The 25,014-nt window shown below is 37.7% G+C and carries 22 protein-coding genes, 2 pseudogenes and 3 riboswitches; of the genes and pseudogenes, 13 read left to right on the top strand and 11 right to left on the bottom strand.

All coding sequences use genetic code 11. The features are described 5' to 3' along the window. Positions 1-1,210: 1,210 nt before the first annotated feature. Positions 1,211-1,927 carry a DUF3298 and DUF4163 domain-containing protein gene (locus tag BUA11_RS08790; protein ID WP_072760636.1) on the bottom strand — a complete coding sequence of 239 codons (717 nt, stop codon included), beginning with the start codon at positions 1,925-1,927 and terminating at the stop codon, positions 1,211-1,213. A 110-nt stretch (positions 1,928-2,037) separates the two neighbouring features. After that, on the bottom strand, positions 2,038-2,826 hold the full coding sequence (locus BUA11_RS08795; RefSeq protein WP_072760638.1) for a metallophosphoesterase family protein: 789 nt from the start codon (positions 2,824-2,826) through the stop codon (positions 2,038-2,040). 154 nt (positions 2,827-2,980) lie between these two features. Here BUA11_RS08795 and BUA11_RS08800 point away from each other — a divergent pair, with 154 nt between their 5' ends. Continuing rightward, a complete protein-coding gene (locus tag BUA11_RS08800) occupies positions 2,981-3,862 on the top strand; it encodes a PhzF family phenazine biosynthesis protein (RefSeq protein WP_072760640.1) in 882 nt (293 codons plus the stop codon). Positions 3,863-3,905: 43 nt separating this feature from the next. Here the strand turns inward: BUA11_RS08800 and BUA11_RS08805 are convergent, their stop codons facing one another. From BUA11_RS08805 to BUA11_RS08825, 5 genes are read right to left on the bottom strand one after another with little or no spacing between them, the layout of a single operon-like run. Beyond that, positions 3,906-5,354 carry a phospho-sugar mutase gene (locus BUA11_RS08805; RefSeq protein ID WP_072760643.1) on the bottom strand — a complete coding sequence of 483 codons (1,449 nt, stop codon included), beginning with the start codon at positions 5,352-5,354 and terminating at the stop codon, positions 3,906-3,908. Further along, positions 5,354-6,898: an ABC transporter permease gene (locus tag BUA11_RS08810; RefSeq protein WP_072760645.1), complete on the bottom strand. Its 1,545-nt coding sequence runs from the start codon at positions 6,896-6,898 to the stop codon at positions 5,354-5,356. The genes BUA11_RS08805 and BUA11_RS08810 overlap by 1 nt, the downstream gene beginning before the upstream one ends. Positions 6,899-6,913: 15 nt before the next feature. Next, complete coding sequence (locus BUA11_RS08815; protein ID WP_072760647.1) at positions 6,914-8,773, bottom strand: beta-N-acetylhexosaminidase; 1,860 nt, start codon at positions 8,771-8,773, stop codon at positions 6,914-6,916. Further along, the gene (locus BUA11_RS08820; RefSeq protein WP_072760650.1) at positions 8,764-9,636 is read right to left on the bottom strand and encodes a cobyric acid synthase; all 873 of its coding nucleotides are present in this window, start codon (positions 9,634-9,636) and stop codon (positions 8,764-8,766) included. The genes BUA11_RS08815 and BUA11_RS08820 overlap by 10 nt, the downstream gene beginning before the upstream one ends. Positions 9,637-9,649: 13 nt before the next feature. Beyond that, positions 9,650-10,300, bottom strand: coding sequence for a Dph6-related ATP pyrophosphatase (locus BUA11_RS08825; RefSeq protein ID WP_072760652.1), 651 nt, complete (start codon positions 10,298-10,300; stop codon positions 9,650-9,652). Positions 10,301-10,480: 180 nt separating this feature from the next. After that, positions 10,481-10,672: riboswitch (cobalamin riboswitch) on the top strand. Between the two features lie 70 nt (positions 10,673-10,742). Between BUA11_RS08825 and cobT the strand changes: the two are divergent. From cobT to BUA11_RS08880, 11 genes and pseudogenes are all read left to right on the top strand, one after another. Continuing rightward, positions 10,743-11,818: pseudogene (cobT, locus tag BUA11_RS08830) on the top strand (nicotinate-nucleotide--dimethylbenzimidazole phosphoribosyltransferase). Further along, positions 11,815-12,321, top strand: coding sequence for a bifunctional adenosylcobinamide kinase/adenosylcobinamide-phosphate guanylyltransferase (gene cobU, locus BUA11_RS08835; RefSeq protein ID WP_072760655.1), 507 nt, complete (start codon positions 11,815-11,817; stop codon positions 12,319-12,321). Before cobT ends, cobU begins: the two are co-directional and overlap by 4 nt. Then, entirely contained in the window at positions 12,318-12,968 is a 651-nt protein-coding gene (gene cbiR, locus BUA11_RS08840; RefSeq protein ID WP_072760657.1) for a cobamide remodeling phosphodiesterase CbiR, read from the top strand. The genes cobU and cbiR overlap by 4 nt, the downstream gene beginning before the upstream one ends. A gap of 20 nt (positions 12,969-12,988) precedes the next feature. After that, complete coding sequence (locus BUA11_RS08845) at positions 12,989-13,723, top strand: adenosylcobinamide-GDP ribazoletransferase (protein WP_072760659.1); 735 nt, start codon at positions 12,989-12,991, stop codon at positions 13,721-13,723. A gap of 43 nt (positions 13,724-13,766) precedes the next feature. Beyond that, positions 13,767-14,693 (top strand): adenosylcobinamide-phosphate synthase CbiB, encoded by a 927-nt coding sequence (gene cbiB / locus BUA11_RS08850; RefSeq protein WP_072760661.1) that lies wholly within the window; start codon positions 13,767-13,769, stop codon positions 14,691-14,693. Further along, positions 14,690-15,715 (top strand): aminotransferase class I/II-fold pyridoxal phosphate-dependent enzyme, encoded by a 1,026-nt coding sequence (locus tag BUA11_RS08855; RefSeq protein WP_072760663.1) that lies wholly within the window; start codon positions 14,690-14,692, stop codon positions 15,713-15,715. The genes cbiB and BUA11_RS08855 overlap by 4 nt, the downstream gene beginning before the upstream one ends. Positions 15,716-15,729: 14 nt before the next feature. Continuing rightward, on the top strand, positions 15,730-16,239 hold the full coding sequence (gene cobO, locus BUA11_RS08860; RefSeq protein WP_072760665.1) for a cob(I)yrinic acid a,c-diamide adenosyltransferase: 510 nt from the start codon (positions 15,730-15,732) through the stop codon (positions 16,237-16,239). An 89-nt stretch (positions 16,240-16,328) separates the two neighbouring features. Next, positions 16,329-16,441: riboswitch (TPP riboswitch) on the top strand. Positions 16,442-16,539: 98 nt separating this feature from the next. After that, on the top strand, positions 16,540-17,358 hold the full coding sequence (locus BUA11_RS08865) for a sulfide-dependent adenosine diphosphate thiazole synthase (RefSeq protein ID WP_072760667.1): 819 nt from the start codon (positions 16,540-16,542) through the stop codon (positions 17,356-17,358). Between the two features lie 30 nt (positions 17,359-17,388). Continuing rightward, a complete protein-coding gene (thiC, locus tag BUA11_RS08870; protein WP_072760669.1) occupies positions 17,389-18,672 on the top strand; it encodes a phosphomethylpyrimidine synthase ThiC in 1,284 nt (427 codons plus the stop codon). 21 nt (positions 18,673-18,693) lie between these two features. Beyond that, complete coding sequence (locus tag BUA11_RS08875; RefSeq protein ID WP_342742947.1) at positions 18,694-19,470, top strand: sugar phosphate isomerase/epimerase family protein; 777 nt, start codon at positions 18,694-18,696, stop codon at positions 19,468-19,470. Continuing rightward, a complete protein-coding gene (locus BUA11_RS08880) occupies positions 19,470-20,720 on the top strand; it encodes a thiamine-phosphate synthase family protein (protein WP_072760671.1) in 1,251 nt (416 codons plus the stop codon). The genes BUA11_RS08875 and BUA11_RS08880 overlap by 1 nt, the downstream gene beginning before the upstream one ends. Positions 20,721-20,811: 91 nt before the next feature. Here the strand turns inward: BUA11_RS08880 and ribH are convergent, their stop codons facing one another. Genes ribH through ribD form a run of 4 tightly spaced genes read right to left on the bottom strand, consistent with a single transcriptional unit; the run spans position 20,812 to position 24,196 of the window. Further along, a complete protein-coding gene (gene ribH, locus BUA11_RS08885; protein ID WP_072760684.1) occupies positions 20,812-21,285 on the bottom strand; it encodes a 6,7-dimethyl-8-ribityllumazine synthase in 474 nt (157 codons plus the stop codon). Positions 21,286-21,309: 24 nt separating this feature from the next. Beyond that, entirely contained in the window at positions 21,310-22,521 is a 1,212-nt protein-coding gene (locus BUA11_RS08890; protein ID WP_245789658.1) for a bifunctional 3,4-dihydroxy-2-butanone-4-phosphate synthase/GTP cyclohydrolase II, read from the bottom strand. Continuing rightward, positions 22,482-23,069: a riboflavin synthase gene (locus BUA11_RS08895; protein ID WP_072760686.1), complete on the bottom strand. Its 588-nt coding sequence runs from the start codon at positions 23,067-23,069 to the stop codon at positions 22,482-22,484. Before BUA11_RS08895 ends, BUA11_RS08890 begins: the two co-directional genes overlap by 40 nt. Further along, positions 23,051-24,196 carry a bifunctional diaminohydroxyphosphoribosylaminopyrimidine deaminase/5-amino-6-(5-phosphoribosylamino)uracil reductase RibD gene (gene ribD, locus BUA11_RS08900; RefSeq protein WP_072760688.1) on the bottom strand — a complete coding sequence of 382 codons (1,146 nt, stop codon included), beginning with the start codon at positions 24,194-24,196 and terminating at the stop codon, positions 23,051-23,053. The genes BUA11_RS08895 and ribD overlap by 19 nt, the downstream gene beginning before the upstream one ends. A 117-nt stretch (positions 24,197-24,313) precedes the next feature. Beyond that, positions 24,314-24,442, bottom strand: a riboswitch (FMN riboswitch). Positions 24,443-24,777: 335 nt separating this feature from the next. Here ribD and BUA11_RS08905 point away from each other — a divergent pair. After that, positions 24,778-25,014: pseudogene (locus BUA11_RS08905) on the top strand (IS110 family transposase); the annotation flags it as partial.

Genomic DNA, 25,014 nt, shown 5'->3' on the forward strand with positions numbered 1-25,014 from the left:
TCTCAAAACCTGCTGTGCCGCTTTCAGCTTCAAGCATTTGTTAGAGTGGCTATTCATTATACCATTGGAAATAAATTGCTTTCCACAATTCTTGTGTCGTGATTAGAGACTACTTACTCAGAATGCCTTTTGAGATGCCCTTCTTTCGACTTTGGCTTGGCAGGATAGCTTTTGCTTCAAGCAATACTTACCGTTCATACGCACCGTACGCCTAAGCTATCATAACTCGGAGACTCGTTGGCACGTCAATTGTAATCTTTCTTATATCCCTGCTTATCCATAACATATATGTTTCAATAGTAGTGTATTCATGCTGTTTTTCAATCGCTCATTGCCGTACTATAAAAATGCAATATAAGAAACATTATATTGCATTTTTTCTGAGGACTTGGTTACCTTTGTTCCGTCAACTATTCTAAGTTCTACAACACGCACAAATTATTGCTTTTCGAACACTTTCGTTTTAAATCGCTTATAAGCCCTTTCGAGAAGGTTTAACGCAATCTTATATATCTGGACAGTTTGAAAACGCTTATAGGTCAAATAAACGGCATGGTAATTTTTAGGTCTTTTCGGAAACTGCTTAAAACCCTATAAGTACATAATTATTACAACTTGTTGACATAAGATGAGGCGAGCGGTGGGAAGATGCTGTATCTTAAGAATGATAATTAGCATACACATAAAGATTTAGTGTATAAATATATACTAATGTATTAAAAGGTTATATAGGCAAAGCACAGTGAAATAGGTTTGTATAGTAATAAACTATTGCCAAAGTAAATCTATAGTAGATAATATTATAGGCATAGCTAAAGGTATTTCACAATAGAATGTACTTCAGAAATCGTGAGTGCATTAGTGGAGACTAACAGAATTATCAACGCTGTATGTGTAGGTATGAACGCCATTTGTTAAAGAGAGCGAAAATTGAGCAGAGTGATAGACATAATATAAATCGTGTGCAGGATTTTCGCTTCTAATTATTATTCTCATACATGCTTGAGCGCAATACTAAGCAGGTTTTTAATTAATCCAGAAGGTGCACTAATCGAGAGGTTGGACTTTGATTTCCGAGAATCCACTGATGCATTTCAAGTTAAATTCAGGCAATTCCCTAAGGACTTACATATTTTCTGGAATAAATAAGCCAGGGCGTTAATAACCGTGGCTTCAGAAGAATGCAATAAGAACAATAGGAGTTTGAATACTATTTTATAGTATACTTCAAGCAGTTTGCGAATTTGTCCCAAGGTATCGTGAATGTTGGAAGTCCAGTTGAATGCGGTGCGATTTCGTAGTCTTGGTAACGAATTTGAACTCCATCTTTTGAGATCGTAAACGCCTTATTGGAAAAATCTTCCTGGGTTATATACTCGATAGCTTCAGGGTAGTAGTCTTGCTCTTCTGATTTGATTTCTTTGATTATTTCGTCTTTTATTACCTTGGTATAATCGCATGTTCCGTCAAATAGATCCGCCAGTGTCAAAATCTTTCCGCTTTTTACATCAATAGTGTACGTTTCAAATACGGTATTACCGTGAGCACCACCTGTAAAAGTGTAATAGTAAATAACCAAGCTAATTAGGTCTCTACCTTCATAAGTGATTTCAGTTGAAATGTGTGCTTGATATGGATAGCGAAGCTCTTCAACTTTATTAACTTCTTCTGCTATTTCTTTAACCTCTTCAACGATTTTCTTGACCTTCTCCTGAATTCCATTATTAAGCTCGTTTTGTATATTTTCATTTTTGAAATTCTGGAACTTCGGTATTTGTACAAAGATTTTCGTTAGTTTATCTTCGGTTTTAGTTTCGACCAGCACAACCTGTTTTGTGTTCATCGAAAGTATGTATGCGATCAATGCAATCAAGAATAGTACAGAAAGTGCAGATAGTTGCTTGGTAAATCTCTTTTGCTCTTCCATAAGAATACCTCCTCTATGTTCTCCAATTCTATTATACACCTAAGAAAAAACAATCCCAGCAACTAAATCAATTCACAGTTGCCGGGAAAGATTGCCTTACTTATTCGAAATCAAATCTTGAAGCCTGGAATTTCTTTCAGTTCCGGCTTTTCTTCCTTTGAAGGTCCCATATCAAATGTCTGTCCTAATGCTAAAACAGTTGCGAGTTCTATTGGTAAACCAGTTTTGATAATTTTCTCAACAGTTGTCTTAATATCGTACTCTACAAATCGGAATTCATACCAGTAAACTCCGTTATCTACGTTCAGTATCAAGTAAGTTGCTCCGGGTTGTCCATCTTTTGTCCTTCCAACGCTACCGGGATTGAGGATTGTCTTACCATAGATGTGTTTGGCCATAATCAAATGGGTGTGACCGTTAATTATTATGTCTTCCTCTACGTTTTTCACCAGCACTCTCAATCTTTCCGCACTTGTTGAAGGTTTTACATATTCAATAAGGTAATTGATTGGACTTCCATGAACAAGTAGTATTTTGACTCCTTCAATATCTAATGATAATTTGTGTGGTAGCTTTTTCAGAAACTCTTTGTTCTCAACTGTTGTGTTCTTTATAGTCCAGCTAATCGACTCATCACCAACTTCTGTTTCTCTACCAGGATTGTACGCACATCCACAGCTATCTTTTTCATATCCAATAGCATCGTCGTAATTACCCATGACTGTGATAATGTTCATAGCTCTAATTGTTTCAACAACTTCGTTAGGATTCGGACCATAACCAACCAGGTCGCCAAGACAGTAAATTTCATCGATACTTTGTTTCTCAACATCTTTCATTACTGAATCTAAAGCTTCGAGGTTGGAATGAATGTCAGAAATAAAAGCTATTCGTCGCACAGAAACCACTCCTTTTGGTGATTCTACAGTTATTTATATTAATTATACTATGTCTAAACATACTTTGTGTTAAGAAATTTTGAGAAACTTACCGCACATTTTTGGTATAATGAGATTAGTCGGAATACTTAGCATTTGGAAAGGGGGGCCGATGATGCGTTTCTTTGTTGCCGATGCTTTCACACAAAAACCGTTTTACGGAAATCCAGCAGGTGTTGTCTTGTTAAACGATGATCACGCGATATCAAAAGAAACGATGTTGAACATAGCAAAGGAAGTTAGATTTTCAGAAACAGCATTTGTGAGACAAAGGTCTGATAATGAATTTGTTTTGCTTTATTTCACCCCCGTTTCTGAAATAGACCTCTGCGGTCATGCAACAATTGCAACGTTTTATGTTCTAAAAGAAGAGAGCATTATTCAAGAGAATAAAAAATACATAGCTCATACAAGGACGGGAGCTATTGAAGTGACCGTTGAAGATGGTAAAGTAATGATGGAACAAGCAGAGCCTCAAATGATGGAAACATCTGAAGAAATGAATTTCGACGAGACTACTCTTGCTGAATTGTTAGGAATAGAGGCCGGGGAGATTGGTGATGATAAATATAGCCTTAAGCCGAGAATCGTGAGCACCGGATTATGGGACATGATTATTCCTGTAAGGTCTAAACATACATTGTTTACTATTTCACCTAATCTGGATGGAATTGAGGACTTTTGTAGAATAAACAACATTGTAAGCTTTCACGTATTTACGTTAGATGAACACAGAGCACTTGCGAATTGTAGAGATTTTGCTCCACTGTATGGAATCCCGGAAGAATCTGCAACAGGAACTGCAAATGGTGCATTGATTTATTATCTTTATACACATGGTGTAGTCCAGCCTGATGTTACATACGAAATTATCCAAGGTGAGACCATGGGTAGGATGTCTAATATATTTGCATCATTAAAGTACAAAGACGGTATCTACAAAGCTTTTGTTGGTGGACATGCAAGGGTTATAATCAAAGGTGATTTACATATTTGAATCAAAAAGCGGGGTTGTATTTCCCCGCTTCTTTTGGAAATTATCAGCCCTTTATCTTCTCGACAAGATCTTTCATAAACTTCTCAAGCTTATCTAATTCGTTTCCAGACTTTTCACTACTATCAGTCTGTACCATAACATATGCTTTCATCTTGGGTTCTGTTCCCGATGGTCTGACAAATATCTTTCCATTTTCAAAATCCAATAGAAGAGTTTCGTTTGGTATGACACCATCGTACCCTTCTGAATAGTCGATTACTTCTTTCACTTCGGGTAATTCGACTGATTTGAGTTTTGAGTAAACGTCCAATGCTTGTGTAACTGATGCAAACTCAAAATTCAAGAGTTTTTCGAAGTAGTATCCATACTGCTTGTACAACGCATCAAGTCTTTCAAGTAAGTCAAATTGCTTTGCAGCCTTTGCAACTAATCCACAAGCCAAAACTGCATCTTTATCACGCGCCATATCACCTGTAAGGTATCCACAGCTTTCTTCAAAACCAAAAATGAAATCGTACTGTGGAGTCTTTTCTACTAAGTCACCGATGAACTTGAATCCTGTAGGAACTTCAAAGAGTCTTATACCGTGTTCTTCGCACATTGGCTTTACCATGTCTGTAGTCACTATAGTCTTTATTAACATACCTTTGTTATTGCCTTTATTGACGTATTCTGATATTAGCATGTCAGAAAGTATCACGCCAACCTGATTTCCAGTAAGCCTTACGTTCTTATACACAACACCAACTCGGTCTGCATCGGGGTCTGTCGCTATTCCAAGTTCTACGTTGTGTTCTTCCATGTATTTTCTCAGAAGCACAAGAGCCCTGTTGTCTTCTGGGTTCGGTGTTTTCACAGTTGGAAAATTCCCATCATGGTTCATCTGTTCCTGAACCTCTATAACTTCAGCACCCATTTTTCTCAGAAGTCTTGGAACGAATCTTGTACCAGTGCCGTGAAGTGCGGAGTAAACAACCCGTAGACCTCTAAGATCCGCGTTGATAAGTTCAGCCAACTCATCTATATATTCATCGAGGATGTCTGTTCCTAAAATACTGTACTTTTCAATGGCATTTATTGGCTGATTCCAAGCTTGTTCGACTAAGTCTGAAAGTATATCGGTAACTTCAGGAACCGCTTGCACACCGTTTGATGTGTAAACTTTGTACCCGTTGTATTCTGGCGGGTTGTGGCTCGCTGTGATAACTACCCCCATGTCCATCTTTAATTTTCGAACCCCATACGACAAAACAGGCGTTGGTACAGGTTCATCAAAGATGTAAACTTCCATACCTTCGCCTGCAAACACGGAAGCACTTATCTTGGCGAACTTTTCAGAGTTATTCCTTGTATCATATGCAATCAGTACCTTCTTTAATCCTTCCTTTTTCATGTACTCTGCAACGCCTTTTGAGGCAACAGCTACAGTCTTCTCATCAAATTCTCCTTCTCTCATAATACCGCGGATACCACCTGTACCAAAAAGAATCATCAATGCTCCTCCTTCCTTAAGGCTTCTATTGTTATGAACAAAGTAACGACGAATATGAAATAAAATGTATTTAATGCCATCGCAATTTCAGTATTTCTTGAACTCATTAATCGAAAAACAACGGCTGCGAATGTGGTTATTGGTGGCTCAGCTAATGTTAGAGTTCCGGATGTCTCACCTACAGAAATTGTAAATGAGTAAACGAAGGCTGTAAATATGCTATTTTTCATAAGTGGGAATGCGACTTTTGAAAACCATCTGAAAGTTCCTGCGCCATCTATTTTCGCTGAATCAATTATATTTTGCGGTATATTCCTCCAGCCAGATTCTATTATGCCAAATGATATGGGAAGATTTATAAGCGAGTGGACAAGGATTATTTTGAGCAAAACTGGAATATCTATGAGCACATACGAAAAAGCAAGCGATACGGATGACATAGCCGCAGGTATCAATACGATATATTGTAACCTCTTTCCACGCACTGAGAAATAACCGGCAAATAAACTGACAAGAATGCTCAAAATAGATGCGCTCGTAGAGATTACAAGCGTGTACTTTACAACTTCGCTTAAACTCGCACCCGTTAAGTACGATATATCCTCTGAAAATAGCAGTTTGAAATTCTCGAGAGAGAACTTACCGTAATAGTCGAGAAAACCTGATAAAGCTGAGTAAACAAGAGGGATAAATATCAGGATTGCTGAGATTGTAAAGAACACATAACCCCACTTCGGAAAATTGTCCAAGTGTCTATAGTGGTGCTTCTCATGAACCTCACGCTTAAGCGATGTAAAATAACCGATAAAAGATATAAGTATAATTTGGAAAATCATCAACGTTGCTGCTGCTCTAAAATCAAACGTTACTCGCGAGTACATGTAAATCGCAACTTCTAATGTTGAGAACTGAATTCCACCAAGGATAAGCACAACGGAAAAGCTTGTAAAAGTGTATATATAAGTTAAAAAGAAAGCTCTGAGAATAGATGGCAACAACATCGGAATTTCAATCTTAGAAAATATTTCCCAACCACTTGCACCATCAACTTTCGCAGCTTCAATTACGTATCCGTCTATATTCTCCCAAGCCTCGCCAACAATCCGAATAAAGAGTGGAAAGTTATAAAAAACATGACCAAGTAAAACTGCGCTGAAGGTATAAAGTATCCTAACATCTAAGCCAAAAGTATTGAGAAATCTTGTGTACACGCCGTTTTTCCCAAACACTAAGAAAAATCCTATTGCCATTGTTATACCGGGAAGGACAAATGGAATGCTTGACATCACTCTGAATGTGCGCCTTATAACCGGATGTATCTTCGTTCTACCGACAAGGTAAGCTCCTGGAAGTCCGAGTAAAGCAGTCAAAACTGAGGAAAGAAGAGCCTGAAATATAGTAAATCGGATCTTTGAAGCGTTGTCTATCAGTGCATCGAGCGAAAAACCTCCTGAAAAATGGAGGTTGAGGATGAAAGGAATAAAAAGTGAAAATATTATGTAAGCAATAGGAAGTATGTATATAACGTGTCTTCTCTTAATCATATGAAATAGCCTCAATCAGAAAACTAAATATGGTCGTTCCCCTCTTCTTACTCTTTCTATTCTACGCAATTTTTCCAAACTTTGTTTCAATCCACCAGTCCGATTTAATCTTAACCATATTCTTGAATACTCTTCAAGTATGTCTTCAAGATCCTTTTCAAATCTTTCCCATTCTTTGTCCTCAACGTTCTCTATTGTACCGTACTTGATAAGTAATTCAATAGTTCTAATTCCCATGATTGCGAGCTTCACATTATTGGCTATTTGTTCGACAACTTCCTTAAGATTATTGTTTTCCTTAAGCTTCTCTAATTTAAGAAGAGATTTGTTTAAGCTACTTTTCACATCTTCTATCGTCTTTTGTCGGAATTTCTGAGCATAATTCATCACATTTTCAGGATACAAGAATGTGTAGAAGAATGGAGTGCCATTAGGAGTGTATGGTAATCTATCGCAAATTTCCCCAAGTTCAAAAATTACATTACTTATTTCCTCTTTTGTTTCAAATACATGTATGTCTATTGCTCTAAGAACTTTCTCTATGCTGTCATCCAATGTATAGTTCCAGCTCAGTGCAGCCATATACGCAAAACCTATCCACGAAAATGGTAGGTGCTGAGAATGACCATGGTCTCCCCAATCTGTTACTAAAACACCGTTAGCATGATATTTCTTAGCAGCCGATATCGCATTTTTGATGTTCTCTATACAATTCTTGCTCCTGCCGATAAATGAATTCCAAGTTGAAGTACCTGGGCACACATAGAACGAAATGTTGCTTTGCTCGTACAATTTGCACTTTTCATCAAATGGGTGGTCAGCCTCATATCCCCAAACCATAGCTATCATGTCTTTCGGTAATTCTTCAATCAATTCTGGGTGGTTTTCAATGATATCTCCCCAGAACATAACTGTCTGTTTGTGCTTTTTCGCTATATTATATACTTTCAAGAGAAAGTCAAGATACACACGTCCCTTACCTATCTTTTCGCAAAGTTCTTTAGATTTACCTTGACATAAGTCAAATGTCTCATCACAACCAATATTGACTTTGTTGCTCGAGAAATTTGGTAAGAGTTCCTGCAAAATCTCATCAACAAGTTTGATAGATTCGGGAACAGCGGGAGAAAGCGAAAATGGTTGGAGAAATTTAGTGTCCCATGGTGTTTCAAAACCATCTGGTGCTTCAGCTAAATATTTGTATTCGTCGTGTATGAGCCACTTTGCCATATGGCCAAAAGTATTCTGGTTCGGCACGAGCTCTATGTGTCTTTCTTTACAATATTCATCTAATTCTCTTACTTCTTCGGCGGTTAATGGAGAATATTCTTCCCAAACAACTCTGTGGTTCTTGTATGCAAATGTGTGTTCCATGTAGAGCTGTAGTTGGTTTATTTTCAAATGAGATAATTTGTCAACTAAAACTTTCAACGTATCCATTTTTGGTATTCTATCTCGGCTGATGTCGAGCATTACACCGCGGTTCAGTATGTCAGGATAATCATGGATGTACAACTTTGGTAATTGTTTAGTCTCTGCCACATTTCTGAAGAGTTGTAAGAGTGTCTGGACGCCATAAAAAAGCCCAACATCATCGTTAGCGTAAATGCTTATTTCCTCTTCCACAAACATCTTGTACCCTTGTTGATCTACAACTACGTCTGGATTTACTGACAAATTAAGTATCAAAGCTTCAGTTCTATCCATTGATAATTCGAATCCTAATCTTCTTAGTTCTTGTCCTAAGAATTTTGTTAACTTATCAACACTGTTTGGAGCAACCTGATAAAAAGTCGTTGCAATCCTTGTACCAAGCCCAACATAACCGCTACATTGTTTCACAACTTTTGGATAAGGTATGAGAATTAATTCCATATTCTATCCCCCCTAAATAGAAGTTCTTTTATATAAACCATGTCTAAATTATCGCAAATGATCTTTGATATACATTCTATTTCACTATCAAGTTCATCTGTGAAAGATGATGAGTCCATGTTTTTCTCAATGTTTTTTGAACTCTTTCCAGCATCGTCTTCGTCTTCAAGATGGTGATCGATAAATGGAACAATACCAACAGTCCTAACTTTAGTCAATTTTTCAAGAGTCTTCAGTCCATCGCCTAAGTGTTCTTTACTGCCTTTGAATTTGTTTATGATGAATCCTTTGACAAGCTTTTGTTCAGCTCTTGATAGTAGTTTGTATGTTCCATATAGTGAAGCAAAAACTCCGCCAAGATGTATATTTCCAACGATTAGCACTGGTATATTAAAACTCTTAGCTACTTTCATGTTTACAATATCACCTTTTTTAAGGTTAAGCTCGACGGGACTTCCTGCACCTTCCACAATAACTATATCATGTTTCTCTAAAAGAGTGTTATACGCCTCTCTAATCTTTCTCCACAAAAATGTTTTTCTCCGATTGTAGTCCGTATAATGTAATCTTCCCAAGCTCTTGCCAAGCAAAAATACCTCACTGTATCCTCCGCCGACCGGCTTGATTAATACAGGATTCATCTCCTCAATTGGTTTAGTTTTAGCTCCAAAAGCTTGGAGCGCTTGAGCCCATGCAAAGATTTGACCGCTGTTGGAAGTAAACGACACAGAGGAGAGGTTTTGAGACTTAAACGGTGCGACTTTGTAACCATTATTCGAAAAATATCTACATAGCGCAAGTGTGATTATAGATTTACCAACCGCTGAAGATGTACCTTGAATCATTAATGAACCTTTTTTCATATTATCATCTCCATTAAAGTTGTTTCGCTCTAACTTTTAGTCGCTTTGCATTGTCGTCTTCGTAGAGCCCTTCAACGTAGAAATTAAGGGGAGAGCTGAATATTGGTCCGTCATAGACAAGCGTATGGTATTCACCATTCTCACCACAGATATCGACACCGGATTTTTCAAGAATTCTATGTGTCTCTCTGTTCGTTAGTTCATTACCAAGGATTTCATCAATACCTAAGTTTTTCTTTACAGATACAATCAGAGCTCTAAATCCCAAGTTTGAGAACTCTTCTAAAATCACTTCTCTTTTCCTCTTCCAGAGAGGCTCTTCTACAGTAACATTATGAACGCTGCAAACTCTTTTTACCCAATCAAGATGCTCTTGTAAGTCAATATCACCGAAAATTCCGATTCCTCCTTTTGCGTGGTTACTTAAAAAATCAAGAAAGTTCTCTTCATAACTTTCCCAGCTGCTGCATCTTGTTATCAATTTTGTCCCTATTAATAAAGCTTGTTTTTCAAGTATATCTTTGCCAAAACCATGTGCTCTTGAAGAAGAACAGTCTTCATCAAGCATAGTAAAAAGGCAATCAACTTTACCGTACTTTTTCATACCATAGTACAATGCTAAGGCAGAATCTTTTCCTCCACTCCACGATGCAAATACAAACAAAACTATCACCCCATTCGTAGAATTTTGCTTATAAAGATTATAGTTAACAAAATGTAGTATTGTCAAAAGCAAATATGTACAATATTTAGTGCTGAATATAGAGAAATACAGTTATTGTCAAATTTTCGATTCTAATGTTCGTTATCGTGCGATTGTCAAGATTGTTCATTTCTGAAAATATTGTATAATGCTTTTTGAAAGTAAATAGATTTCACTCTTTTGCAAAGGGAACTTCGGTGAGAATCCGAGGCTGCCCAGCAACCGTAAGCGGGGACGAAAACCACAATATGCCACTGAAAGCTTAGCTTTTGGGAAGGCGTGGTGAGTAGGGTGATCCGCAAGCCGGGATACCTTTGCAAATGGGGATTGTTTTTCCCGAAAGCTCGGGCTTTACGGGAAAATTTGTTTTTAATTTCTAAAGTATATAAAGGGGGAAAAGTTTATGGAAATCACAAGGAAAGGCTTGAATTTCAACATTAATGCAACCTTCTCAAATGAACTGAAAAGTGCTATAGTGAACCGACTTAACAACCTCACAAAACCCGTCGGAAGCTTAGGTTATCTCGAAGAAATCGCCCTGAAGATGGGATTAATCCAAGGAAAGGTTATCCCTGAGCTCCCAAAAAGGAAAGAAGTTTACGTGTTTACGGCAGATCATGGAGTAGCAGAAAATGGTGTTTCCGCATATCCGCAAGAGGTCACATATCAGATGATTCTAAATTTTCTCAACGGTGGTGCTGCAATTAACGTCTTTTCTCGACACGTTGGTGCAGATGTCTTTGTGGTTGACTCAGGTGTCAAAGTAGACGTAGACATTGAGCACAAAAGGTTAATAAAAGCTAAGATAGGCTACGGTACGAAAGATTTTACTAAAGGACCTGCGATGACAAAAGAGCAAGCTTATGCATGTATCGAGAAAGGTGCTGAAATCGCCGACAAAGCAATAGAAAAAGGAGCAGAATTACTTGTTGTCGGTGATATGGGAATCGGAAACACAACAACCGCTTCTGCAGTAGCAGTGGCTTTAGGCTTTGGGCTTGACGAAATCTTAGATATTGGAACACCGTTGAATGAAGAAGGATTAAGAAAAAAGAAAGAAGCGATAAAATATGCCTTAGAAGTTAATGACCCAGACGCTAATGATCCGATTGATGTTCTGCAGAAGGTTGGTGGATATTGTATTGGACAGATGGCTGGGTTTATACTCAAAGCAGCTGAGGAAGGGTTCCCGTAATCATCGATGGTTTCCCAACAACAGCAGGGCTTTTAATCGCGTGGAAGATAAATTCGCAAGTTTTGAACTACGTATTCGCAGGACACAAATCAAAAGTCAAGGGACACAAAGTGATTCTTGATAAACTTGGTTTGAGACCAATTCTGGATCTTGATATGAGACTCGGCGAAGGAACAGGTGCTGTGCTTTCCATTTCAATCATAGAAGCTGCGATCAAAATGATTCGAGAAATGGCGACTTTTGAAAGTGCGAACGTTTCGAAAGGAGAAGACCAACCTGTATGATTACATTGATAACCGGCGGGGTAAAATCTGGCAAGAGCACGTTTGCACAAAATTACATATTGAAAAAGCCCTACTCTAAGAGGGCATATATAGCAACAAGTGTACCATTTGACGATGAGATGAGAGAGCGCATAGAACGGCACAAAAAAGAACGCGGAACATTGTTTGATGCATTCGAAGAACCTGTGGAAGTACACAAAGTATTAAAAAAGCTCAGTGGAGGTTATGACGTTGCACTAATTGAATGCATTACGACTTATCTCGGCAATTTATTCCATTACAATTACGACGTGGAAAACTACACTGAAAATCTGATCAATATCTTAGAGACTGTCGATTATGATGTTGTTATAGTCACAAATGAAGTTGGCTTCGGAATAGTACCTGAAAACAAACTTGCAAGACAGTACGCAGAAACACTTGGAAAGCTCAATTCGAGACTTGCAGGCATATCAAACGAGGTTTACGTACTCTTCAGTGGGATTGAGGTAAGGATAAGATGAGCACAGCGAACAAGCAACTTATTGGTAGCACCTCTTGGGTCATACCTGGAACATACTACGAGAATGCAAGGATTTTGGCACATTTAGTTGACTTTGTTGAACTGTTGGTCTATACATGGGACGATGAAACCAAGGAGCTTTTAGAAAAGGAAGCTAAATATTTAGCAAAACTAACCGGGAAGTATGGTCTGAAATATACTGTCCACTTGCCAACAAACAATGTAGAAAACATGATTAGTGCTTACAATTTTCTGAGGAAATCAGATTTGGAAATTCTGAATTATGTAGTGCATCCAATAGATGGCATAAGTGAGTTTATTAAAGTTGCAAGCAAAGATGTTTCGGTTGAGAACTTGAAGGAAAAGGTCTTGCCCTACGAAAAGATGACTTTTGATGTTGGGCACCATTTTCTTGGTGAAAGATTCCCAATGGAGTTGATTGATAAAATAAACGAAATTCACATGATGGGTGTGCACAGTGGAAAAGACCACGAAAAGCTTGATAAAAAAACGCTTGAAGATGTTATCAACTTTTTAGGAAGAAGGAGAATCTCTGAAATCAGTCTTATATGCTTTGAGATTTTCAATTTAGATGACTTAATAGACTCTATAACACTATTTGAGCGAACTGTTCTTAAAACAAAATAGCTGCAGGGGGCAATCTTCTCATGGTGTTCGTGAGAGAGTTTATGATAGCTTTGAGCTTTATATCTCGTATACCCGTTAACATGAAGGGATATCAGTTAGACGCTGGAGATATTCGGAAAGTACCAAAATATTTCTCTATTGTTGGATACCTCATTGGAAGTATCTATCTATCGGGGGCGACATTAAGCAGGCTTATTCCCAACGTAGGTGGAAGTTTATTAGTCAAAGTAATTTCAATTGCAGCAGGTTTTTATCTTTTCGATCTTTTTCACTTTGATGGACTTCTCGACATGTTCGACGGTTTTTTGAACCAGTCGAATGCTGAAAGAAGACTCGAAATAATGTCGAAAGGAAATGTTGGACCTTTTGCTGTTTTTTATGGCACGTTATACGTTATCGTCTTTTATCAACTATTTTCTCTTGTTCCACCATACGCTCTGTTATTTTCTTCTGTCTTTGGACGATTAACGATGACTCTTTTAATTCTTTTCTCTAAACCTGCAAAGAACAAAGGGCTTGGTGCATTACTTTATCCAACGAGCAAAAGAAATCTCGTTGGAATCCTATTTACGCTTCCTTTAATTTTTTTGAGCTACGTGGGATACGTTTTGTCATTGTTAATTGCTATCAGTGTAGCAATCGTGGTTAATTCAATATCCGAAAGAAAAATCGGTGGAGTTACGGGCGATGTCATTGGGGGTACTTGTTTGATTGCACAGTTATTCATTTTACTTGCTTTCTCAATTTTTGATTAACAAACATAGTGAATAAATTTTCTAACAATGTGGGAGTGCTTATATGTTCCTTTGGGATAATACAATTGATAATGTAATTTCACTAACTATTGCTGTCACATTTGACATAATTTTCGGAGAATATCCAACAGCCATTCATCCGGTTGTATACTTTGGATTTCTAAGTAAGTTTTTTGACAAGCACACTCAAAGATGCAGTAGCGCTTCCGAAAGATTTGTTTTAGGAATGGTCTCAGAAATTTTCGAAATTTCGTTTTGGCTGAGCATAATATTTTTTGTTCTTGGTTTAAGATCTAATTATTACCTTATCTACATAGTACTGTGTTCTTACCTTACTAAATCAACCTTTGCAATTAAGAGCCTTTATACGCATGTTGAAAGATGTAATGTAGAAGATGAAAAAATCTTAAGGCAAAATGTTTCCATGATTGTTAGCAGAGATACAAGAAACTTATCAAAGCAGCATCTCTACTCGGCAGCACTCGAAAGCTTAGCAGAGAATTTCAATGATTCAGTTGTAGCGCCCATTTTCTATTTTTTGCTATTCGGTTTGCCTGGTGCTGTGGTCTATAGAATAATTAACACATACGATGCGCTGTTTGGGTACAGAAATCAAACGTATGAATGGTTTGGGAAACTTCCAGCAAGGCTTGATGATGTTGCAAACTACATTCCCGCAAGATTAAGTGCACTGATTATTTCACTGTTCAATTTTCGTAATGCTCTCAAATACATCAAGCTCTACGGGAGATTGAAAATAAACGGCACTTATCCGATGAGTGCGTTTGCCGGCGTACTGAGCGTTGGATTTGAAAAAATCGGTATGTATAGATTTGAAGGGAAACTTCCAGAAAAGAGTGATTTGAAGCGTGGATTGAAGCTGTATAAAAACATTTGCTCATTATGGTTATTCATAGTCTTTCTTTCTTATGCAGTGAGAATATTACTCAACGCTGGGGGCGTCATATGAGCGTTTTTCATGGTGGAATAAACAAAGAAACTATAATTGATTTTTCAGTTTCAATCAATCCTTTAAAACCCGATTTTTTGAAGGGTATATTTAAACTTGGTGAGGAGTACTCATCGAAATACACTTATATAGAATGGCTTGAAGAGGATTTTAAAAATGTCTTTGGTGAAGATTGCGAAATCTTCGCCGGAGCTACTGAGGTTTTGCAAATTATCGGCTTCAAATCGCTTGAAGATGCTGAGGTAATCATTCCAACTCCAAATTACGGAGAATACGAACGCGTTGCACAATTTAATGAAAACAAAATATATAAAGTTAGTATAGTCGATTTTGACAACCGTCGATTAGATTACGAACGAATCCTTCGGCTGTCAAAAAAGATTAGAACAAAGAGTAGAAAAAAGATGTATGTCATGTTGAGCAACCCGAACAATCCAACGGGCATTTATGCAGAACTCGATGATTTAGTTCGGGAATTAGAAAACTATGGTGTGACATGCATAATTGATGAATCCTTTATAGACTTTGTATCCGAAGAGTTAAAGGGAAAATATAATTTAGACAACTTTGAAAATGTTATTCGTATAAGAACATTTACGAAAATTCTCGGGTATCCGGGAATAAGGATTGGATATGCCAAAAGCAAGAAATTTTCTGAATTTCTTAAACAATACCGAAGTCCGTGGGGCGTTGGTTCTCTTGGTTACCTTGCAATTCAAGAGATTATTAAGAATTACAGCAAATTCCTTGAATTCAAGGTATTAACCCAGAGATATATCTCTCAAGAACGTGAACGGTTTCAAAGGTACGCTTACTTTCCTTCAAGTGTAAACTACTTTGTTATTAAGGTTGGAAACAGCTTTGATAATACCAAAGAGTTTTTGAATTTCATCAACAATAATGGAATGCACGTGCGGACTATGTACGATTTTGGAATGGAATCTTTTGTAAGGATCGGACTAAAGAACGCTAATGAAAATGCAAAACTAATTCAAAAACTTGTGGAATGTAGAAAAGAATGATGGGAGGCATAATGATGGGGTTTGTGCATGTTTATACAGGTAATGGTAAAGGTAAGACAACAGCAGCATTTGGCCAGGCACTTAGAGCCGCATGTGCAGGTATGAATGTTTTTATCGGGCAATTTATAAAGGGTATGAAATACACCGAACTTGACGTAGAAAGATATATCCCAAACATTACTATCGAACAGTTCGGACGAGATTGCTTTATCAAAAGAAATCCTGATAAAATCGATATAGAACTTGCTCAAAAAGGGTTTGAAAAAGTAAAAAATTTCATTCTCAATGGAACATACGATTTAGTTATTCTTGACGAGTTAAACGTAGCAATTTATTATGGTCTCATCCCAGTTAGCCAAGTGCTTGAACTGTTGGAAAAACGCGATAAAGACGTCGAGATTATAATTACGGGAAGATATGCTCCAAATGAACTTTTGGAATACGCTGATCTGGTTACTCAGATGAGAGAGGTTAAGCATTATTATACAAAAGGTATCATGGCAAGGAAAGGTATAGAATTTTAATACAAACAGACCAAATTCTTGATTTTTTCAATTTCTTAAATGCTTGACTTTTTCTAAAAGTGTATTATTATCAAATTAGAAAAGTGAATAATTTCCCGAAGGGGAGCTCCATACAGCGGGGCTGAGAGGAAGGAGGCAATCCTTCGACCCTATGAACCTGATCCGGGTAATACCGGCGGAGGGATTCGGGAGAAAGATTCTAAAGAATTTTAATTAGTGTAAAAAAAGCAGAATGGGTCCCTCCGAAGAATTTCGGAGGGACTTTCTTTATTTTCAAACAAACTAAGGGAGGTTACTGATATGTTGAAGGAATTAAGCAGCAAAAAAGATTATCGAATTTCAGAGCTCATTGTGGAAAGGTATTTTCAGAAATTAAAAGCAAACCTCGAGGTAGACGTTGCTATTGCAGGTGCGGGACCAAGCGCGTTAGCACTCGCTATCGAACTGTCTAAAGCGGGGAAGAAAGTTGCAATCTTTGAAGCCAAGAACGAGCCCGGCGGTGGAATTTGGGGTGGCGGAATGATGTTCAACGAATTGGTTTTAGAAAGCGAGTTAGAGGGTTTTCTCAAAGAGTATTCTATAAAATATGTCAAGCACGGCGATTTGATAACCGTTGATTCCGTGCACTTTGCGTCCGCACTGCTGTATCATGCAACCCTTAACGGCGCTGTTCTTTTCAATAACGTTTTTGTCGAAGATTTGGTCATGTACGATAAACGCGTTTGTGGTGTGGTTATAAACTGGCTTCCAACAGTCAAAGAAAGGCTTCATGTCGATCCGATTACCGTTGTTGCTAAATTCACCGTAGACGGTACCGGGCATCCGGCTAATCTTGTTAGGTTACTATCAAAACGCGGGATTATGATGAGTGTCACAGGTTCAACGGAAAATCTTTGCAGCTGTGGTACTGTCGATTACGAATTTCCAATGGATGCAGAAAATGGTGAAAAGTTCGTTGTTGAAAATACAAGAGAGATTTATCCCGGACTTTACGTGATGGGAATGGCTGCCGTGAGCGTTGGTGGTGGACCAAGAATGGGACCAATATTCGGAGGGATGATTTTTTCAGGTATCCGTGCAGCAGAGTTAATATTGTCTGAATTGAAAAGGTTGGACTAAGAATTTGACTAAGAAAAGGTGGTGAAGAACATGCCTACTCAAATGCAAAATGCTATAAATGGTATAGTTACAGATGAAATTAGAAAGTGTGCCGAAAACGAGGGACTTTCCGTTGAATATGTTTTGAAAAAACTTTCAGAAGGAAAGGCAGTTATTCCAAAAAACAAGCTTCATAACGTTTCCAAACCAATGATAGTTGGAGAAGACTTTTCTGTAAAGGTTAATGCAAATATAGGAACTTCTGCGGGATACTCGTCCTTAGAAGAAGAACTGAGAAAGCTTGAAATCGCAATTTCAGCAGGTACTGATGCTGTTATGACGCTCTCTACTTGGGGAGACCTTTCAAAGATTCGGCAAACAATTGTTGAACATTCTCCAGTTCCTGTTGGTTCTGTTCCGATATACGATTCTGCGGTCAAAGCATACGAAAGTTGTAAGAACGTGGTAGATTTTACGGAAAAAGATTTTATTGATATGGTATACGCTCATGCCAAGGATGGTATAGATTTTATGACAATCCACGTTGGCATAACACAAAATGTTTTAGAAAAACTCAAGAAGAGCAAAAGAGTACTAAGAATAGTTAGCCGTGGGGGATCTATCATTGCTGGTTGGATGATACAAAATAGAAAGGAAAACCCATTTTACGAACATTTTGACGAGATTCTGGACATCGCTGCGGAGTTTGATGTAACTCTTAGTCTTGGCGATGGTATGAGACCAGGAACTGTGGTAGATGCAACTGACCCTCAACAGCTTGAGGAATTATTTGTTATGGCAGAGTTGGTTGACATGGCAAGAAAAAAAGGTGTCCAGGTTATGCTCGAAGGACCTGGTCATGTGCCTCTAAATGAAATCGAAATGAATGTCAAACTGATGAAGAAAATTGGTAAAGGTGCTCCTGTATTCTTGCTTGGTCCACTTCCAACAGATAGAGGCGTTGGACACGACCACATAGTCAGTGCAGTAGGCGCTGCTTTAGCCGCTTATCATGGCTGTGATTTCATTTGCTACGTAACACCAGCAGAACACGTTGCTTTGCCTGACGAAAATGATGTAAAGTATGGCGTGATCGCTTCAAGAATAGCTGCAGTAATTGCAGATGTTGCGAAGGGAAATAAGAAGGCATTGGAACTTGAATACAATATGGCACTTGCCAGAGCAAACTTTGACTGGAATAAGATGTTTGAAATTGCGATACACCCAGAAGATGCAAAGAAAAAACTTGAAAGTAGACCATATGAGTCTGATGGTTGTTCAATGTGTGGACCGTTTTGTGCAATAAAGATAACAAAAGAATTTGCGAATCAGTAAAGAAAAGAGGTAGTGGGCTTATTGAAGAAGAAAATGAAAAGAAAATGTATATCTACAAGCTTGATCAGGGCGAATAAAGAATTGATTTACACGTTGCCATATGCGAAGCACTACGAGCTCACATTTTTCAAAAGTGAGGATATAGAAATCATCCAAAGATTCTTGAATGAACGTAACTCAACATTTGGTATACATGCACCATTTATATTCCGGTACAAAGAAATTCACCCAAATCCAACTTCTCTAAATGATGAACTAAGAGATGATACATTCAAGAAGAATATCGAATGTGCTCATCTTGCGAAAAACATGGGAGCGCAATACATTGTCATCCATTATCCAAACGCAATGCAAAAAGAAGACTGGAGAGCCGAGAAAAAGGTTGTAGATAGTTCCACTAAACACTTAACCGAGCTGAGAGAGATTATAGACATTCGGATTGAGAACGTATACTTCAACGATAGCTTCCACTCAGCAGAAGATTTTTCATGGTTGCTTAAAGAGTCAAACGCTACACTTTGCTTAGATATAGGGCACTTGCTCTTAGATAGTGAACAGTACGAATTTGATGTTGTTAAGTTTATAGACACTCTCGAAGAGTATATTTCAGAAGTTCATATATACTATGCTGATATTGAAACATACCAAAAATGCCACCATGCACCGTGGGGGGATTCAAAAGAATTTCTAAGACTTCTCGACAGAATAAGGTACTTAGACTGTGATTTCACAATAGAGGCTTCAAATGATTGCAAATCTGGACTCGAGAAACTTTTCGAATACTGGGAGGGATTATGATGTTCTTAGTCATATCCGGCTTTGACCCTTCTGCTGGGGCTGGTATTTTACAAGATATTAAATCACTCTCATTACTTGGGATTACAGCATTCGGAGTTGTCAGTTGTCACACAGTGCAAAATTCAGAAAGGGTGTATTCTGTCACATTCAGAAAATGGGAAGAGATTGATAGAGAGCTTTCTGTTCTGCCTGAACCGGAAGTTGTAAAAATTGGGCTTATCTCTCCGGAGTTTGTCAGACTTATAAGAGAGAAGTTTCCCAATTCAAAGATAGTATGGAACATCATTCTTAGTTCAAGCTCTGGTTATTTCTTTGAGTCAGAAGAAGTTGTCAAGGAGCATTTAAAATACGCTGACTATATAATACTAAACAACATTGAAGCTCAAAAGCTTAATTTGTCGTTCGAAGGTGGAAATGAAAAATACATAATAACATTCGGACACTCAGAAGATGATTGTGAGAAAATTAAACTCTTTTATTCTGGTAGATATTTTGAGGAGGAAAAAGTAATTGTTGATGGTAATTCTCAATTTCATGGCACAGGCTGTGCTTTTAGCAGTCTATTCGCAGGTTTTTTGTATCTTAAATATCCGGTTGAAACGGCTATCAATGAATCAATGAAAGTTATGAATAAGATACTTAGCCGGAGTGCACAATCAGGATATCCAAAACAAGTCCAAAGCGAAAAACTCTCGAGGGAATGGATGAAGTACGAAATTTTGGAAGAACTCGAAGCTGTTGTAAAAGAAGTCGAAGAAATAGGAAGTAAGACCGTACCTGAAGTTGGGCAGAATATTTCTTATGCTCTCCCATGGTCTAAAAGTGAATACGAAGTTGCTAAGTTTCCTGGCAGAATACGTTTAAAAGAAGGGAAACCAACATTTGTTTCAGGACCTTCATTCAAGGATAAGTCTCATACTGCAAGGATGGTTTTGACAATTAAGGAATTTGCTCCGCACATTAGATGTGCGAGCAATATAAGGTACGAACCGAAATATATCGAAAATGCTCTCAGAGCTGGTCTCAATGTCTTCAAATATGACAGAAATAGCGAACCTGAAGAAGTGAGAAATGAAGACGGAAAATCGATGCAGCATATGATAAAAAGTGCTATCGAAGCATTAGGGAAAGTTCCTGACATAATTTACGATGAAGGTTGGTATGGAAAGGAAGCGATGATAAGAATTTTTGGAAGAAACCCAAAGGATGTTATTCATAAGATTATGAAAATGCTATGTCATGATCAATGAGTAAATTTGGAAAATTAAAATGACTAATATTGACAGAAACAATAGTAATAATGATTTTCTTGCTAAATCCCCTCCGAGAGGGGAGGGGATTTCAAACACATATCTTGCGTCTCAAATTAGCCATTTCAAGAGCTGCCATCGCAGCTTCAAACCCTTTATTGCCACTTTTTATACCAGCTCTATTAAGTGCTTGCTCAACAGTTTCTGTTGTGATGACTCCAAAGGTTATGGGCATGTTAGAATTCATATTGAACTGAGCTACTGCTTTTCCTATTTCGTTTGCAACGATATTGAAGTGATATGTGTCGCCCTGAATAACAGCCGCAAGAACAATGATTGCATCATATTTATCACTCTTTGTAAGCAAGTTTAGAGTGTATATAACTTCCAGACTTCCAGGAACTCTTACCACTTCAATGTCGTTCTCGTCTACACCGTGACGCAAAAGGCAGTCAAGTGCACCTTCCAATAATCTTTCTGTTACCGTCGAATTGAATCTCGAAACCACTATTCCAAATTTGAGACCTTTACCATCGTAGTGACCTTCAAATGTTTTTAGTGTCATAGTAACACCCCTTTCGAATGAATATCACAGTTTTATATCGTGCTTAAATCTAACTTTCTTAGTTAAGAGATATTTGATATTGAACTCGTTTACCTCTCCATATAGATTGATCACATCTTCGACAATAATTCCATATCTTTCTAATTCTTGCTTCTTACGAGGATTGTTGGTCAGAAGCTTTAATCTATCGATATGGAGACTCTTTAATATCTGATACGCTGCGCTGTATTCACGTTCATCTGGTTTCCTACCGATTTCAACATTCGCATCGTATGTATCAAGTCCGGTATCTTGAAGTCGGTAAGCTTCTATCTTTCTCGAAATGCCAATTCCTCGTCCTTCTTGGCGTAAGTATATTAGTACTCCGCCATTATCAGCAATAGCTTTTAAAGCCTTTTCCAATTGCGAACCGCAGTCACATCTTAAAGAGCTTAAACAATCACCTGTTACACACTCTGAATGGATTCTGACAAGCGGGGTTCTATCACGCCAGTCTTTGATAATAGCAAAGTGTTCTTTGTGATCAAGTGTGTTGTTGAAAGAAATAATTTCGAAGATTCCATATTTTGTAGGTAGCTTTGCTCGTGCAAGTGGATTAATTAACTGCGTATTTTTCACATACATTTCCCATACATCCTGGATATCTAGCACGAGCAACCCGTATTTTTCGGATAGTGTATACAGATAATCTATATTATGTGATTCACCGTCTAAGTCTAAAATCTCGATTATGACTGAATATGGCTTAAACCCTGAAAGTCTCACAAGCTCTACAGATGCTTCACTATGTCCTTTTCTAATCGGAAACTCCTTTGCTCCTATAACCGTCACATGACCTGGATACTTGAATTCTGAAAGATCTAATTTTTCATCTGAGAACATTCTACAACTTAGAGCTCTTTCACAAGCTGGAATACCAGTTTTATACCTACTTGATGAATCAATATAATCGATAGGTATGAAGTAATTACCACCGAAATTCGACGGTAATCTAAAGAATCCTCTCTTGAGTAATGCTTCTTCTGGTCCAACGACACAAAGCAATCCTTTACCGACGGTAGTTATGAAATTCATAACTTCAGTGGTGCATATCTCAGCAGGAAAGATAAAATCTCCTTCGATCTCTCTTTCACTGTCTATCAAAATTACTGGCTTGCCTTGTAAGAATTGGTCCCTAACTTTTGAGAGCAATTCTTCTAAAGTTCTAAATTGTCTTTGTAGAGTTCTTTCTTCCACTCTAAACACCTCCAAGTGTATTTCGCCAAGATATCGATTTCATAATTGACTTCTTCGCCTGATTTCAGATATTTGAGATTAGTATTTTCATATGTGTGGGGTATAACTTGGATACTGAACGTGTCAATGGAAACAGATGCAATTGTCAAACTTATCCCGTTCAACGTTATCGCCCCCTTATTCACAATTCCCCAGTACTCCTTAGGTAAAGAAAAATACATATAAATCGTGTTAGAAACTCTATTCTTTAAGACGAATCTAACCATTCCGTCAACGTGCCCAGTTACATAGTGGCCCGACAACCTATCACCGACTCTTATCGCTCTTTCAAGGTTGTAGTATCTTGATTTGCGAAGATTTGTCAATATTTGAGTTTCTTTTCCAACATCAAAGTATAGATATTGAGAATCTATCTTACTTACTGTCAAGCAAACACCATTTACCGAAATGCTTTCGCCCAAGATAACATCATCCCAACATTTTCTTAATCTTATAACATCTCCTAAGAATTCTCCCTGCTCAACTCTCTCTACAATTCCAGTGAACATCTTTTAATCACCACCATGAACTCTTTCTTGTCTTGAGAGACATTAAGCTTTGATATTTCAAAATCTTTGAATTGTTTACCTGAATCTTCCAATGAGTTGCTAATACATGAAAATACATATAAACCTTTCCCAAGTACTTTCAAAGCATAGAAGGCGTATATCTCGTCTGCAAAGTCTAAGAATTGCGAGAAAATCTCTGAGCCTCCTTCAACAAGTAGTGAGTTAATCTTAAGATTGTGCAGAGTTTCGAGAACAAATTCGGGTGTGATTTCTTCGGAATGTATAATTTGAAGTTTATCTTCAGATACTTTCAAACAGAATTTGTCTTTGCTTGATGTAAACAATATTACTTTACCAAAACCATGGTTATCAACTGTTTTGAATATGTTCAGGTCATGAAGATTCTTCAATTTTAAAATCCTACCTTCACGGTCTAAGACTACCTTTATTGGATTCAGGTATTTTGTATTTCCGGATACTCTTGTGTTTAAGTAAGGATTATCTTTCAAAATAGTATTCGCACCAACAAGTATAGCCATGTGTTCATGCCTTAGTTTGTGAACGATATTCTTCATGTTATTCGTGATCCATTTCGAGTTACCTTCCAAGTCTGCTATCTTTCCATCTAACGTTGCAGCGTACTTAAGTGTTACATATGGTATCTTCTTTGTCACAGATTTAATGAAGAATCTCATGATATCCTTAGCTTCTTCTTCCATGAGTCCAATTTGTACATCAATCCCAGCGTTCCTAAGTTTTGTTATACCATCACCACTTACAGGATTAGGATCACGCGTTGCTATTATGACCTTTGAAATACCGGCCTCGATTATTGCATCGGTACATGGTGGTGTTTTACCATAGTGATCGCACGGCTCCAATGTCACGTACATCGTTGCACCTCGAAGGTCTGCGCCATTGCTCTTTGCATCCATTATTGCAATTCTTTCTGCGTGGTATTGCCCGTATGCTCTGTGGTATCCTGAACCTATGATTTCGCCACCCTTTACAATCACAGCCCCAACAGGTGGATTCGGGTTAACATATCCAACACCTTTCCTGGCAAGAGATAAGGCTCTTTTTATGTAATAATAGTCTGCTTTTGTAAATTCACCATACTGTCCCAACTTGCTCACCACCTTCCGAAGGTTTTAGTAAAAAATAAAACCCCGAGATGACTCTCGGGGTTATTTAAATTACGTTCTAATAGGTTAAAGAAACACATAAGTTTCTTGTGCCTATTAGAGCACTCTCTCCCATCCGGACTTTCACCGTCGGCTCCGGAATTTCACCGGATCAACCTCTTAAAACATTCTAAGAGGCTCGCGGGCTTTACCGCCGGTCGGGAATTTCACCCTGCCCCGAGAGTACTCTTGATATGTGTATAGTAACTTCATTATACCATAACTTCTTTGCGAGCTCAAAATTTATTCATTTAGGGAAAATGAAAAATAGAATGTAATATGTCTTATCCTTTTGGATAAGTATAATTATGGATACTATTTTAGAATTTCTATTCTTCTTTTCTTTCCAAATTTAGTTTAATTACAGCATTTGTTGTAGTTAATTATAATGGTAATCAAAATAAGTCCATTATAAACAGAGTGCTTAAACGAGCATTCCTGTAAGGAAAAATAGATTTTGAAAAAAGTATCGCCTCCTGATAATATATAATTACCCCATCACACTAAAATCAGGAGGCGATACCATGGAACAAAAGTATGTTAATCCAAAAGTTTCAAGAATTTCTCAAGACACTCTAATTGTCGGTATTGATGTTGCTAAAAGAAATCATTGGGTTAGGATGACTGATTATCGTGGAATTGATTTGATTAGCCCTTTCAAGATTAATAATACCATAGATGGTATTAAAATGTTAGAGGAAAAAATAAGAATTATTAAGCAAAAGGAAGGGTTAAACAACGTAATCTTAGGCATGGAACCA

The organism is Fervidobacterium gondwanense DSM 13020, assembly GCF_900143265.1.
In the GTDB taxonomy this organism is placed as follows: Bacteria; Thermotogota; Thermotogae; order Thermotogales; family Fervidobacteriaceae; genus Fervidobacterium; species Fervidobacterium gondwanense.

Bases quoted from the DNA above. Each gene is read 5' to 3' on its own strand.
- thiC (WP_072760669.1), top strand. From the start codon at position 17,389: ATGCCTACTCAAATGCAAAATGCTATAAATGGTATAGTTACAGATGAA.
- BUA11_RS08865 (WP_072760667.1), top strand. From the start codon at position 16,540: ATGTTGAAGGAATTAAGCAGCAAAAAAGATTATCGAATTTCAGAGCTC.
- BUA11_RS08845 (WP_072760659.1), top strand. From the start codon at position 12,989: ATGGTGTTCGTGAGAGAGTTTATGATAGCTTTGAGCTTTATATCTCGT.
- cobO (WP_072760665.1), top strand. From the start codon at position 15,730: ATGGGGTTTGTGCATGTTTATACAGGTAATGGTAAAGGTAAGACAACA.
- BUA11_RS08820 (WP_072760650.1), bottom strand. From the start codon at position 9,636: ATGAAAAAAGGTTCATTAATGATTCAAGGTACATCTTCAGCGGTTGGT.
- BUA11_RS08805 (WP_072760643.1), bottom strand. From the start codon at position 5,354: ATGATTCTTTTTGGTACAGGTGGTATCCGCGGTATTATGAGAGAAGGA.
- BUA11_RS08790 (WP_072760636.1), bottom strand. From the start codon at position 1,927: ATGGAAGAGCAAAAGAGATTTACCAAGCAACTATCTGCACTTTCTGTA.
- cbiB (WP_072760661.1), top strand. From the start codon at position 13,767: ATGTTCCTTTGGGATAATACAATTGATAATGTAATTTCACTAACTATT.
- BUA11_RS08815 (WP_072760647.1), bottom strand. From the start codon at position 8,773: ATGGAATTAATTCTCATACCTTATCCAAAAGTTGTGAAACAATGTAGC.
- cobU (WP_072760655.1), top strand. From the start codon at position 11,815: ATGATTACATTGATAACCGGCGGGGTAAAATCTGGCAAGAGCACGTTT.
- BUA11_RS08810 (WP_072760645.1), bottom strand. From the start codon at position 6,898: ATGATTAAGAGAAGACACGTTATATACATACTTCCTATTGCTTACATA.
- BUA11_RS08800 (WP_072760640.1), top strand. From the start codon at position 2,981: ATGCGTTTCTTTGTTGCCGATGCTTTCACACAAAAACCGTTTTACGGA.
- BUA11_RS08880 (WP_072760671.1), top strand. From the start codon at position 19,470: ATGTTCTTAGTCATATCCGGCTTTGACCCTTCTGCTGGGGCTGGTATT.
- cbiR (WP_072760657.1), top strand. From the start codon at position 12,318: ATGAGCACAGCGAACAAGCAACTTATTGGTAGCACCTCTTGGGTCATA.
- ribH (WP_072760684.1), bottom strand. From the start codon at position 21,285: ATGACACTAAAAACATTTGAAGGTCACTACGATGGTAAAGGTCTCAAA.
- BUA11_RS08895 (WP_072760686.1), bottom strand. From the start codon at position 23,069: ATGTTCACTGGAATTGTAGAGAGAGTTGAGCAGGGAGAATTCTTAGGA.
- BUA11_RS08855 (WP_072760663.1), top strand. From the start codon at position 14,690: ATGAGCGTTTTTCATGGTGGAATAAACAAAGAAACTATAATTGATTTT.